At 46.2% G+C, this 14,138-nt stretch carries 10 protein-coding genes; 9 read left to right on the forward strand and 1 reads right to left on the reverse strand.

Annotation, left to right across the window (positions count from 1 at the left end):
- The 6 genes from DWY63_RS02605 (at nt 1) to DWY63_RS02635 (ending at nt 8,253) form a co-directional block, all read left to right on the forward strand.
- Entirely contained in the window at nt 1–873 is an 873-nt protein-coding gene (locus tag DWY63_RS02605) for a 4Fe-4S binding protein (protein ID WP_117761496.1), read from the forward strand.
- 20 nt (nt 874–893) lie between these two features.
- Nucleotides 894–1,277, forward strand: coding sequence for a NusG domain II-containing protein (locus tag DWY63_RS02610; RefSeq protein WP_055266101.1), 384 nt, complete (start codon nt 894–896; stop codon nt 1,275–1,277).
- A 30-nt stretch (nt 1,278–1,307) separates the two neighbouring features.
- Nucleotides 1,308–1,832: a Gx transporter family protein gene (locus tag DWY63_RS02615; protein WP_055266099.1), complete on the forward strand. Its 525-nt coding sequence runs from the start codon at nt 1,308–1,310 to the stop codon at nt 1,830–1,832.
- A 282-nt stretch (nt 1,833–2,114) separates the two neighbouring features.
- Entirely contained in the window at nt 2,115–6,938 is a 4,824-nt protein-coding gene (locus tag DWY63_RS02620; protein WP_158568305.1) for a penicillin-binding Tp47 domain C-containing protein, read from the forward strand.
- A gap of 221 nt (nt 6,939–7,159) precedes the next feature.
- Nucleotides 7,160–7,696: a DUF3877 family protein gene (locus DWY63_RS02630; protein ID WP_117801135.1), complete on the forward strand. Its 537-nt coding sequence runs from the start codon at nt 7,160–7,162 to the stop codon at nt 7,694–7,696.
- A gap of 20 nt (nt 7,697–7,716) precedes the next feature.
- The gene (locus DWY63_RS02635) at nt 7,717–8,253 is read left to right on the forward strand and encodes a nitroreductase family protein (protein ID WP_117761498.1); all 537 of its coding nucleotides are present in this window, start codon (nt 7,717–7,719) and stop codon (nt 8,251–8,253) included.
- On the opposite strand, the gene DWY63_RS02640 is transcribed toward DWY63_RS02635, so the two are convergent.
- The gene (locus DWY63_RS02640; RefSeq protein ID WP_055266091.1) at nt 8,239–9,108 is read right to left on the reverse strand and encodes a helix-turn-helix domain-containing protein; all 870 of its coding nucleotides are present in this window, start codon (nt 9,106–9,108) and stop codon (nt 8,239–8,241) included. The genes DWY63_RS02635 and DWY63_RS02640 overlap by 15 nt on opposite strands.
- Before the next feature lie 226 nt (nt 9,109–9,334).
- Between DWY63_RS02640 and DWY63_RS02645 the strand changes: the two genes are divergently transcribed.
- The 3 genes from DWY63_RS02645 (at nt 9,335) to DWY63_RS02655 (ending at nt 14,134) form a co-directional block, all read left to right on the forward strand.
- Nucleotides 9,335–12,442 carry a glycoside hydrolase family 2 TIM barrel-domain containing protein gene (locus DWY63_RS02645; protein ID WP_158568306.1) on the forward strand — a complete coding sequence of 1,036 codons (3,108 nt, stop codon included), beginning with the start codon at nt 9,335–9,337 and terminating at the stop codon, nt 12,440–12,442.
- A 57-nt stretch (nt 12,443–12,499) separates the two neighbouring features.
- Complete coding sequence (locus DWY63_RS02650) at nt 12,500–12,913, forward strand: SGNH/GDSL hydrolase family protein (protein WP_117801141.1); 414 nt, start codon at nt 12,500–12,502, stop codon at nt 12,911–12,913.
- A gap of 174 nt (nt 12,914–13,087) precedes the next feature.
- Nucleotides 13,088–14,134, forward strand: a complete 1,047-nt coding sequence (locus DWY63_RS02655; RefSeq protein ID WP_117801143.1) for an electron transporter RnfD — start codon at nt 13,088–13,090, stop codon at nt 14,132–14,134.
- Nucleotides 14,135–14,138 lie beyond the last annotated feature (4 nt).

Raw genomic sequence — 14,138 nt, forward strand, 5'->3', positions numbered from 1 at the left:
ATGAAAAATTTAGATCTATCCACATTACCGGCAAAGAAGAGAAAACAGATCGTTTCCTGCCTGCGTGCCGGAATCCAGCTTTTATATTTCCTGTTTCTTCCGTCAGTATTTACCGCTGCATTTAACGGAGTGAAATACATTTTTACGCAGCTTGGACAGGGTGAAAAAATTGAGATGACCGCGTTTGTGTCGGCTCTGCTCCTTGTCTGTGCATTTACGATTGTTTTCGGCAGATTTTTCTGCGGTTTTGCATGCGCTTTTGGAAGTCTGGGGGATGCAATGCACGCAATTTATGGTATAATCTGTAAGAAACGTAAAAAGAAGCCCAGATGCATCAAACCGGAACTGGCAAAAAAACTGGCGCTGGTCAAATACGGCATTCTGCTTCTGATTGCTCTTTGCTGCTTTGCAGGAGTTTATCAGAAAGCAAGAGGAACAAGCCCGTGGGATGTCTTTTCCATGCTGCATGCGGGAAATTTCCGACTTTCCTCTTATATTCCAGGCATTGTTCTTCTGGTGCTGATCCTGGTCGGCATGTTCTTTGAGGAGCGCTTTTTCTGCCGTTTCCTGTGCCCAATGGGAGCTGTCTTTTCTCTGCTTCCGATCCTGCCGTTCTTTACTCTGCACCGGAAACGCGAAAACTGCATCCGCGGCTGCAGCGCCTGCACGAGACAGTGCCCGTCAGCGGTGGAACTGCCATCCGATGGATACGTGGAGATCTCCGGCGACTGTTTCCAGTGCCAGAAATGTATTGATACGTGTCCGAAAGGTAATATCCGCTGCGGGGTAAAGGAATTTCACGGAAATGAAATCCTCTTTACGCTGTTCCGTGCTGTATTCCTGCTGACACTGCTGTTATGGGCTGGCATCTGATTCAGAATAAGGAAAACTATATGAAGAAAAAAGATCTGATTCTGGCAGGCGCCGTTCTGCTCCTGGCTGGAATCCTTGCCCTGGCGCTTCGGCTGCCGAAAACGGAAAATGGAAATACCATGAAAGTCACGGTGGACGGCGAAGTCTACGGAACGTATTCACTCGCAGAAAATCAGACCGTGAAAATTCAGACGGGTCACGGAACGAATGTCCTGGTGATCGAAAACGGAAGTGTCCATATGGAAGAAGCTGACTGCCCGGACGGCTACTGCAAAAGACAGGGTACGATTTCCCGGGTAAATGAGACGATCGTGTGCCTGCCGCATAAGCTGGTTGCGGAGGTAGAAAGTGACGGATCCACAACGGACGACGCCGACGATGCGCCGGATGTGATTGTAAAATAATACCAGCTTAGAAGAAAGGAATTGGAATTTATGAGAGACAGCCGCACTGCAAGCAGAAAAATTGCCTTATGCGCCATGCTGATGGCACTTGCCATGATCTTCAGTTATGTGGAGGTACTGATCCCGATCAACCTCGGTGTTCCTGGAATCAAACTCGGCATTGCCAATCTGGTTGTAGTCGTCGGCCTCTTTTTCCTTCCGGCAGGGGAAGTCCTGATGATTTCCGTCGCCCGCATTCTTCTGATGGGGTATCTGTTCGGAAATGGAATGTCCATCCTTTACAGCCTTGCCGGCGGGCTTTTGAGCTTTCTTGTGATGCTTCTGCTGAAACACATCAAGGGCTTTAGTATCACCGGCGTAAGTATTGCAGGAGGCGTGACGCACAATGTCGCGCAGATCTGCGTGGCGGCTCTCGTGGTGCAGAACCGCAAACTGTTCTATTATCTGCCGGCGCTTCTCGTGGCCGGAGTCATCACCGGAATGCTGATCGGAATCCTTTCGGACCGCATTCTTTCTGCGGTAAAACGCGATGGACGAAAGAGTTCTTCGCGGTGAAAACTCCATATCTACGGAATTTTTTCTGTGTGGGAACGAAAATCATCCCACAAACTTCACAGTATCGGATCATTAAATAGTAAAAATACTCAATAAGCAGAATCTGTGCCTCTTTTGAGAAAAAATAATCAGTTAAGAGTTAGACAAAACGATCAAAAATTAGTAGAATAATCTACGGTTAGTTAAAACAATTATTGATTAGTGAAAACTAATATAATAATGAAGGACAGTTTTGCCCCTGTTTTTCCTGCAAAACTGTGGAAAAGGAAAAAGGAGGAAGTTATGATCAAAAGAAAAGAACTTCAGAAAAAATCATTAGCAGCCGTAATGGCAGCTTCCATGACCATGAGCCTGCTCCCGGGAACCGCACTGGCGGATGCTACAAGTGGCGTGCTGGCAGATGGCACTTATGAGTCTACGGCTCATGTTACCAGAACTGCAGAAGACGATGAGGATGAGAATGCATGGGATGAATATGACGTTAATGTCAAAATCACAGTTGCAGACGGTAAGTTTTCTGATATTGCAGTAACACCTGGTTCTGGATACAATACAGAAAATGCTACATATTTTAAAAAAGCAGCTACAAACAGCAAAGGATTCAAAACGAAACTTCTTGGAAAAGATGCAACGATTGAAAACATTGAAGGATGGGATATTGTATCGGGTGCAACCAGAACTTCGAATGCAGTAAAAACCGCGGCTCTTGCAGCAACCCAAAAAGCAACCCCGACTCCAGAAGCAGTAGACACCACAGCACTTGAAAAAGCAATCGCAGATGCCGAAGCATTAAAGGAAGCTGACTACACCGCAGACTCCTGGAAAGCTGTCCAGACTGCTCTTACCGCAGCAAAATCTGCTCTTTCTGCAAAAGAATCCCAGAGCGCTGTTGATACCGCGAAAGATGCGCTGAATACTGCAGTAAAAGGCCTTGTTAAAGCACCGACTCCGACGGCGACCCCGACAGCAACGCCAACCGCAACCCCAACGGCGACCCCGACCGAGACTCCAACTGAGCAGGTGGCTTACGTTCTGATGAACATTCCGTATGATGAATTTTATGCTGCAGATGTAAACAACTCTGTTCCAGTGGATGTATTTTCTTCCGCAACGAAGAGCAAAACAAGAACAGCCACTCTTGCCGGTGGTTCTTATCATACCAATGCAGATGGAAGTGCAATCAATGGAATTACCTTCCCGGTTAAAGTAACAGGAGTGGATCTTTCCAAATTTAAGAAAGTAACAGATTCTGACTCTGTAAGTATTACAGTAACAAACCGTGGTCAGACATCTACACAGACATACACTGGAAAAGACGCCTTATTTGAAAACTCAGACTATGCATATTATGTATTAAGCGAAGTACCTTCTTACTACAAAGAAGCAACGGTAAATGCAGATGGCTCTCTTTCTTTTGGAAAAACAGTTGGAACTGCAATTGAACTGACCAATGTATCTCCGGAATTTATGACTGAATCAAAATATGGAGATTATCAGCTGGATCTCGACGGACTGGAGAACACGATTGATGTTGGAACCGATCAGATCTATGGTGTTATTGTCAGCACGAAAGAAGGCAATGACTATGGTATGCGTCATGTGGAAAATATCTGGCGCGGAACAGAGCTGGCATGGTCAACTGGATTTACAACACAGGTACATGGATGCCTGACTTCTTCTGCACATTACAAGAGCATGATGGGACAGCATATCAATAAGGTTACTTATTATACCAGCAAAGGAATCTACACGATTCCAGTGAATGATATTTTTGTTCCAACAAAATTTGAGGCAAGTGTATCCGTAGAAGACGCTTCTCTTTCCGCTGGAAAGACAACGATGACCGTAACCGGACTTCCGGCTGATTATGATGCAGAATATTCCGTAGATGGTCTGGATGGATTTGCAGTAGACGGAAATACCATTTCTTATTCCGCAAATGCGAAAAAAGGAATGTATACTCTGACGATTCATGATAAAAAAGGTGTTTATGCAGATCTGACACAGAGCTTTACTCTGTATACAGATGCAATGCCGGCTGCTTACAACGAAAAAGGAAGTGCTCCGGCGCTTGTAAAAGCAGAGAATGCATCAGAAGATGACTTTGCTGATTATATCAAGAACATCACTTCGGTAAAAGTAAATGGAAAAGAATATGCAGCAACTGGAAAACGGAAAACAATTCTGATCAAAGAAGACGGTACGCTTGATCTGACAGCTGCCGCTTTTGCAGAAGGAAATAAATTTGAAATCGAAGTAACTGCAACAGGTTACAAGACGCTTTCCTTTACTTATGAGAAGAAAGAAACAACATATAAATATGTATATGCAGGTCTTACCTGGGCTGAGTATTGGGCAGCAGAAGGAGTTCAGGCGGCAGGAAGCGACGCTGGTTCGGATGAAACTGACAGTCGCGAAGAAAGTGATAAAGGCGCTTTTGATGTTGTAACCCGTGCGACTACAAACCATGGACTGCACAGAGGAAGCTTCCAGTGCGCAGCGACTATCTACATGAAAGATGGCACAACCTATGATGTAGCATATTATACCGCAGCAACCACGGCAGTTCTGACGAACGGCGAGACCGTAACTTACGATAAGAGCCAGATTGATCATTATGAAGTAAAAGGTCTGAAATATGTGCCTGTAAAAGTTTCGGAAGATGATTACGAAGATTTCTGCAAAAAGTATGTTGTGGTAGAAAACGGCGGAACACTTTCCGGTGGATTTTCTGAAAATAAACTGCAGAGCTATACAGGCCTGGTTGCAGATGTAACAGAAAACACAAACGGTCTGAAGATAGCAGTGAAAAATGCAGATGGAAGCTTCTCCTTCTCTGCAAGAACAACAGGAAGTGAATCCGGAATCAAAGATCAGGCGCTGAAGACAGCTCCGGATGCTGAGACCGTAGGACTGACCGTGAAAGAAGCCAATGGTTCTTATGGAGAATTCCTTCGCGTAGATTTAACGGGAGATTACGGCGATCTGGCTGCTAATCTGCAGACCGTAACCTGGACTTATTACGGTGATGATTCCACTTATACGAATGCAAAAGCAACGTATGGAACAAAATTCGCAGCAGATAACTGGATGCATAAAGTAATGGGAATCCAGCTTGGCCTTACCGATTCCCTGCGCTGCACTTTACCGGAGGGAACGGATGGAACCGGTTATTGGAAGATTACGATTCATGCACTTGGCTATGCAGATGCTTCCTACACTTTTGAAGCAACCAAAGCGAATATTGTAGGAGCTGATCCGGTAGAGAGCACAGCAGCACTGGAAGAGGCAATTGCAAAGGCAGATGCACTGAATAAAGATCTTTACACGGAAACTTCCTGGAATAATATGCAGACAGAACTGGCAGAAGCAAAAGAAGCATTGGAGAAAAAACAGAGCCAGGGAACCGTAGACGAAGCAACAGAGCATCTGAATGCAGCAATCGAAGCACTTCAGTCCCAGTATGTATTAATGAACATTCCGTATGCTGAGTTCTATCAGGCAGAGGTTCATAACGATATTCCAGTAGATGCATTTACTTCCGCAACCAAGAACAAAACAAGAACAGCCTCCCTTTCTGGCGGATCTTACCATGTGAATGCAGACGGAAGCGATATTACAGGTATCACCTTCCCAGTAAAAGTAACAGAGGGTATGGATCTGAGCAAATACACGAAAGTGACAGATGAGGATTCTGTAGAAATCACCGTTACCAACCGTGGACAGACATCCACCACAACGTATACCGGAAAAGATGCACTGTATGAGAATGCAAGCTATGCATATTACACTTTACATGAGGTTCCGTCTTATTACAAAGAAGCATCTGTAGATGCAGACGGCAATGTAACCTTTGGTGCTGTTCAGGGAACCGAGACAGCAAAGCTGGAAAATGTAACGGCAGAGCTCTCCACTAACAGCAAATACGGTGATTATCAGCTGGATCTGGATGGTCTTACTGATACCATCAAAGCAGGCGAAGATACCGTATATGGTGTTGTTGTCAGCACAAAAGAGGGCAACGATTACGGAATGCGTCATCTGGAGAATATCTGGAGAGTGTCTAAGCTGGCATGGAGCACTGGATTTACCACAAGCGTTCATAATTGTCCGACTTCTTCTGAACATTACAAGAGTATGATGGGACAGACCATCAACAAAATTACCTATTACACCAGCAAGGGAATTTACGAAGTCGACGCAGATGTATATGTACCGGTTAAGTTTGCATATGAATTTTCTGTAGAGAATGCGTCTGTCACATCTGGAAATGCTTCTGTTAAACTGGAAGGCCTGCCGGATGATTACGATGCTGTCTATACAGTAGAAGGTCTGACGGGAACCGTGTCCGGTGATACTCTGTACTTCAAGAATGCAGAGAAAGGTTCTTATACATTGACTGTCAGCGATAAGAATGGTAAATATGCAGATCTTTCCGCAGACTTTATCCTTTACACGGAAGAGATGCCGGCAGCATTTAACGAAGATACGACAACACCGGGTCTGCTTAAGAAAGGGGATGCAACAGATGAAGAGTTTGCAGATTATCTGAAGAACATTACCTCTGTTACTGTAAATGGAAAAGCATATGCAGCAAGCGGAAGAGGAGCTGTTGTACTGTTCAATGAGGATGGTTCCTTAAAGACAGATGCAGCACCGTTCGCAGAGGGCGATTCCTTTGAAATTACAGTTTCTTCACTGGGATATCAGGATCTTAGCTTCACCTGGAAGAAATCAGCAGAAGAGCCGACTCCTACTCCTACAGAGACCCCAACCGTAACCCCGACCGAGACTCCGACGGTTACCCCAACTGAGACTCCGACGGTTACACCTACAACAGCACCAACCACAACCCCGACGACTGCTCCTACCACAATACCTACGACGCAGCCGACGAAGACCCCGACAAGCACCCCGAAAGCAACATCTACTCCGCTTGCAAGTAATAAAGTATCCAATACCTCTACTTCCAAGAAGAGTGATAATGCAAAGACCGGTGATGCTACCAACATCTGGGGATGGGTAAGCATGGCAGTTGCATCTCTTGGCGCTGGCGGACTTGGATTCAAACTCCGCGGCAGAAAGAAAAAAGACGACGAAGAGTAATTCAGAACAAAATGACTGAGAAATTCTTCTGACATAAGAAATCACAGAAACCTCTGTTCCAGCTTTTCTGGCGGAGGTTTCTGACGTTTCGAGGAGTAAAAAAAGTGATTCTTTTCTTTTTGTAAAAAACAAAAAATTAAGTGTTCACACAACGCCCAATTCATGCGATAATAATACTGTATTTTTTGCACATGCAGCATAATGGAGGTGACTGAAAAAATATGACAGCAAAACTGTTGGAAAAACATATTACCGATACGATTCGGGAATGGCAGGTGAAGATCGGCTATGAGGGCGGTACGATGAAGCTCTACTACCCGGTGGAGTCCCTGCGCCGTTCCCTCTCTTTAGACGAAACAGAAGACCTGGATGCGGCACTTGCCGCGTTCTGTAAGGAAGTACAGCCGCGTCTTGGAACACTTGCGATTTCAGCGGTCAAGGACCGCTACTGCATGGAAATCCCGGAGGAGGGATGTTCTTATATCGAGCGGAAAATTCCTGTTCCGGAGCTCCTGCAGAACCTTCTGCAGGTGATCACAACGCCTGGAAACACAATGGAACAGGTTCGAAACTGCTTTTCTTCCTATGCAGAGAAAATGCATACTACCGTGGAAGAAAACGCATCCGAGGAGCATGAGATGGGCCATGTATTTTCTTTTTCAGACCCGTCTGTAGATGAATACTGTTACTGTGTCGAAGAAAATGAATTCGGCCTGACGTATCACCGTTTTTCACGGGAAGATTACGAGGCTTTATAAATAAAAGGAGGATATACACCATGGAATTTACAAAACTGCTGGAAGAAAGAAGAAGCATCCGCGCGTTTGCTCCGGAGAAACACGTAACCGCAGAGCAGATCCAGGAGATCGTACAGGCAGCGATTCAGGCACCATCCTGGAAAAACTCACAGACAACACGGTACTATGCCCTTGTAACACCGGAGAAAGTCGAAGAATTTTCCGCAAAATGCCTTCCAGAATTCAATCAGAAGAGTTCAAAGGGAGCCGCACTTGTCGTAACAGCATTCGTAAAAGACCGCTCCGGCTTCACGCAGGACGGAACACCGGACAATGAAGTCGGAAACGGCTGGGGCTATTACGATCTTGGCCTGCATGACGAAAACCTGATCCTGCGCGCAAGAGAACTCGGCCTTGATACTCTGATTATGGGAATCCGTGATGAGAAAGCTATCCGTGAAGCCCTCTCCATTCCGGAGAATGAGCTCCTTGGTGCTGTCATTGCTGTCGGCTACCGTGCCATCAACCCGGACAAGCCGAAACGTAAAACCGTGGACGATATCTTAAAACTGTTCTAAATCCGGCGCATCCGTGTGAAGACGTGCGCGGTACTTTCCAGGTGGGAATCCAAAGAACCGGGAAAACTGCTTGCTGAACGCATAGACATCGCCATATCCGACAAGACCGGCAATTTCCTTCATCGGTACGCCGCCCTCGAGAAGAATACGGGCCTGCTCCATTTTCTTCCTAGTGCGGTACCGTGCAGGAGAGACGCCGGTCTGTTTTTTAAATACTTTTCGAAACGTCTCATAACCGATCTGGAGTGACCGGGCAAGCTCTTCGAGAGAAATTTCTTCATCAAGATTCTGCGAGAGCATATCGCAGGCGGCCTCGATCGGATCCCGTTGCAGATTCACCCGGTGCGCATGGTAGCCGTACATTCGCAGAATCTCTTTTTCCATCTCCGGAATCCGCAAAGGCAGCAGACTGTCCGGTGTGGCCTTTAACGACTGCAGAAGCTTCTGATACCGCTCGAGATCGCCGGGAAGCAGCTCTGCCTTTAGCACCGGCTCCCGGTTCAGAACCGAAAGCGAGCAGAAAGAATCAAAAAACGGTTTCCCAATCGAGATAAAAAATTCCAGCCATTTCCCATCGGGGTCTACGCGTGTGGAATGCGGCACACCCGGCAGACGCTGGACCAGGCTTCCCGCCTGCAGCGGATAGGAGGTGCCGTCCTCGGCAATATATTCCCCGCTCCCGCGCAGCAGCACGAAACAGCTGTAATACTCGTTCGAAAAATGATACTGCGAGCGGTCCGCCGTCTCTTTCCGCATAAAACCGCACGCCAGAATCCCGTTCTTCATTTCATTTCCAATACAGCGATAGATAACATCGCTCTTTTCTATTTTTGCAAGCAGATATTCCGGTATCATACGACTTCTCCTTTGCTTTCCCATTTTGGATAAAAGAAACACCAGATCAACTATTTCTCATCCACGTGCAGTGTTTTATACTGAATCATAAGATAACTGCATGAATCTTCTGAAAATCCACAGATGTATTATATCACAGGAAAGCAAAAAAGGAACACCAATCTGGATAAAAAGAAGAGAGACAGTCGGAAAATGCGAAAGCAAAGGCAAGGAGGGTTTCAAGAACATGAGACAGACAAGAGACTGGGAAAATCAGTATATAACGCAGAAAAATCGTTATCCGATGCATACGCCATACGGTGCGTATGAGACGGTAGAGCAGGCGCTCGCCGGAAATCGGAACGCGTCCCGCTTTGTAATGGATCTGAACGGAGACTGGAAATTCAAAATGTATCCGTCACCGGAAGCGGTGGAAGCATTTTATGAAGAGAATTTCGATCACGCAGCATGGGATGCGATTCCGGTGCCGTCCAACTGGGAACTGCAGGGATATGGAAAGCCGGTTTACACCAATATGCTGTATCCGTTCAAACGGGAGGCAAACGGCGAAGCATTTGAGATCGAGATTACCGAAGGCACCTACGAGCTGAATGCGCCGTACGTACCGGAGAAAAATCTGACTGGCTGCTATTTCAGAACCTTTGAGGTTCCAACAGACTATATCGGCCGACAGCTTCTCATCGATTTCGGCGGTGTGGAGTCCTGCTTCTATCTCTGGATCAACGGAAAACAGGTGGGGTATTCCCAGGACAGCAAAGTGAACGCGGAATTTGACATCACCGAATATGTGCAGGAGGGAACGAACACCCTCGCCGTACAGGTAATGCGCTACTGTGACGGTACTTACCTGGAAGATCAGGATTACTGGCATCTGTCCGGTATCTACCGCGATGTCCGCCTCGTATCGAAACCGGTGCAGCACATCCTGGACTATAAGGCAGAGACACTGTTCACACACCCGGATTACACGAAAGCTACCCTCTCTGTCACGATCTGGCCGGACAACTCCAAACCGCTGTACGGCGAGTATCATGCCAAAGTGACGCTGTATGATGCAGAACAGAACAAAGTAACCGAGATGGATTCGAGACCGTTTGCTGAGTGCGGCTTCTATCTGATGCCGAAATTCATCGCAACCGTTACTGCTCCGGTAGAGAACCCGGCACTCTGGACTGCAGAGACTCCGACACTTTACACCCTCGTTGTCGAGCTACAGAACAAAGAGAATGAGACGGTTGATATCGAGAGCTGCAAGGTCGGCTTCCGTCAGGTGGAAATCAACAGCCGCGGTGTTCTGACCCTGAATGGCAAACGCCTTGTGATCCGAGGTGTTGACCGCCACGATTTTTGCGCCGAGACGGGACGTACCGTTTCTGAGGAGCAGATGCGAAAAGAAATTGCTGTGATGAAACGCCTGAATTTCAACGCTGTTCGTACCAGCCATTATCCGAATTCCGTGAAATGGTATGATCTGTGTGACGAGCTTGGCATTTACCTTGTCGATGAGACAAATCTTGAGACGCACGGTTACGGCGGACAGCTCAGTGCATCCGCTGAGTGGACAGCCGCTTATCTGGAGCGTGCAACCCGTATGGTACTGCGTGATAAAAACCATCCTTCCATCGTCTTGTGGTCCCTTGGAAATGAATCCGGTGCCGGGGCGAATCATGCCGCGATGCACGGCTGGATCCGCGAATACGACAAGACAAGATACGTTCAGTATGAGTCCGGCAACCCAAAGAGTAATATTTCCGACGTTATCTGCCCAATGTATCCGACGATGAGCTGGCTTGAGGATGTGATGGCAGACGATTCCGATCTCCGCCCGTTCATCATGTGCGAATATGCGTATGCAAAGAGCAACAGCAACGGAAACTTCAGGGAGTTCTGGGACTATGTCAATAAATACCCGCGTTTCCAGGGCGGCTTTATCTGGGATTTCGCGGACAAGGCGATTGCGATCCACGAGGAGGACGGAAATATCAAATACGGCTACGGCGGAGCGTTCGGAGAGGATGTGACCGATCCGGTTCCGGATATGTGTCTGAATGGTGTTGTCTTTGCCGATCTTTCCTATAAACCGGGCGCCTATGAGGTGAGAAACGGCCAGTCCCCGGTTACGATTGAGCAGGTGAAAAATCCATATACCGGCGAAACTATATGGGTGCTGGCAAACCGCTACCATACCCTCGATCTTTCTCATCTGCAGGTGCGTTATGAAATTGTGCAGAACGGCGAAACGCTTGCCAAAGGCAGCTATCCGACATTTTACACGGCAGCCGGAACAACAGAGACGCTTCCGCTTCCGGAGCTTCCGGCGAAACTGCATGGCGAGGCGTATGTAAATTATTACGTTGAGCTTGCCCAAGATACCTTCTATGCACCGGCGGGAACAGAACTATACCGCCGTCAGATTCCGGTTACTTCAGGTGTTTATCTGGCAGACGAGAAAACGATTGTCGGGAAACCACTGACCGTATCGGAGGATGAAAATCATGTTCGCATCACCGGCGAAGAGACCGAAATTATCTTTGATAAAAAGACAGGTGAATTTACCAGATATCAGGCAAAGAGCGTTTCTTTTATGACCGGCGGAAAAGATGAATTTTATCGTGCCCCAACCGGTATTGATGAGGGAACCCATGAAAGTGATTACGATGATATCTGGCGCGCGGAAGGTCTGGATCGTCTGAAAAAGGAAGTACAGTCAGTATCGGCTGTCAGTGCCGGAAATCAGGTGCTTCTTGAAGTGCAGGCTTCCTATACCGCGGAGCCGGACAACGCAGTACTCTTTACCGCTCATACTCTGTATCGCATCGGCAGTGAGGGAATGGAGCTGAAAAACGAAGTAACAAACAACAGCGGCCTTGAGACCATCGCAAGAGTCGGACAGTCATTCTGCCTTCCTGCAGCGTTTGATACGCTCAGCTGGTATGGAAAAGGACCCTGGGAGACGTATGCAGACCGAAAGGATGCAGCTTTTACCGGATTTTACACATCTTCTGTAGCAGAACAGCACGTTCCGTTTGTAGTACCATGTGAATGCGGCGGCCATGAGGATACGCGGTTTGCCGTTCTTTCAGATGGAACACATACCGTTCAGATTGTAGGCAGTGATGATTTTCATTTCAGTGCGCTTCCATATTCTATGGCAGAATATCGAAAAGCCGCATATGAGGAAGAACTTCCGGAGCAGACGACAGGAACCTGGCTGATCCTGGATGCAGCACACGCAGGCCTTGGCGGAGATACCGGCTGGACGAAAAATATTCACCCGGAATATCGTGTATGCAAGGGAAGATACAGCTATACGTTCCGTTTCCATTTCGCATAAAAGAAAAAATCGGCCAACTGCCTATTGGATTCTTACGGAACAAATTGCAGATTTCTCGTGAATGCTGCAAAGGTTGAAGCAAGAGATACGATTTATCAGCGAATGAAGGCTGGTGAATATATAAGGGAAGAACTTACACCAGATGGACTTCATCCAAATGATAAAGGACACAAACTTGTTGCAGAAGAAATTGAAAAATTCCTTGAAAGCGTGAAAGCAGAATTAGAAGTTGAGGAAAAAGAACCTGTTTTTCCGAAGGCAATGACGGAGAATGCATACGAGAATGCAAAACGCCTGACAATCCGTGAAATTTCACCAAAACTTTGCGGATTTCATGCAGATACGGAAGAGAAAGCAGGACATCTTGATCATTTTAAAAATGGATGGATCGGAAAAAAAGCCGGGGATTCTATTCATTTTGAGGTGACTGCTTCCTGCAGTGCAGTGGAGAAAAGAAAATTCATACGGTAGATATAACAATTCTTCCGGAAGAGGTAACGGATACAACTCCATTTTATCTGATGTCATTAATTATTGCATAAGATTTTTGAAGGAGAGACTTCAGGAGATTGAGACAGCAGCACTTGGAAATGAAGCTGGAATGATCGGTGCAGCAAGTTTACTGTAAAATATGGAGGAGATAAGATGAGAATTAATCCTGATAATAAAAAAATACGTTATAGCGGAAGGATTGACTGGGCGAATCCAAAAGAACCAATCTGGGTTTATCCATGTACATCTGTGGAATTTAAATTTACAGGAAAATATTTGAAAATTTTCCTGAGAAACAAAAATGAATACTGGCAGAATTATCTTGGATGTATTTTAGATGGAGTGCAGTCGTGTTATTATCTGGATAACGAGAAAGAGAATGAAATAGAGATTCGTGTTCCTGAGAATGAAAACGGAGAACATCATGTTCTTTTCTTTAAACGTCAGGATTCCTGCCATGAGATGCACATCCTTGGATTTGAAATTGAAGACGGAGCAAAATTATTGGAACTTCCGGATGCACAGACAAGAAAAATTGAAGTTTACGGAGATTCTGTATCAGCAGGAGAAGTGACAGAAGCAGTGGATTATACAGGAAAGACGGACCCTGAACATCAGGGAGGTTATTCTAACAGCTGGTATTCCTATGCATGGATGACAGCACGTATGCTGAATGCACAGATCCATGATATCGCACAGGGCGGAATTGCATTGCTGGATGGACAAGGCTGGTTCCATGAGCCGGATCAGATTGGAATGGAAAGTGCCTGGAATAAAATCCGCTTCAATAAAACATTTGGTGAACTGATAGAATGGGATTTTAATCAGTATACACCGCAGGTTGTTGTCGTGGCAATTGGCCAGAATGATAATCATCCGTTTGATTACATGTCAGAAGACTATATGTGTGAGAAAGCAATTCTTTGGAGAGAACACTATACAGAATTTTTAAAAAAACTGCGTCAGGTATATCCGAAGGCATCGGTCATCTGCTGTACGACATTGCTTGAGCATGACAGTTCTTGGGACAAAGCAATTGACGATGTAGTGGTTTCTATGGGAGACCGTAAGATTTCCCATTGTATCTTTAAAAGAAACGGAGCAGCGACTCCAGGACATCTCAGAATTCCAGAAACCTATGAGATGGCGAGAGAACTTGCTGATTATATAGAGAATCTGGGAATCGAGGAATGGAAATAATTAG

Source organism: Blautia sp. AF26-2, assembly GCF_003460955.1.
GTDB lineage: Bacteria > Bacillota > Clostridia > Lachnospirales > Lachnospiraceae > Fusicatenibacter > Fusicatenibacter saccharivorans.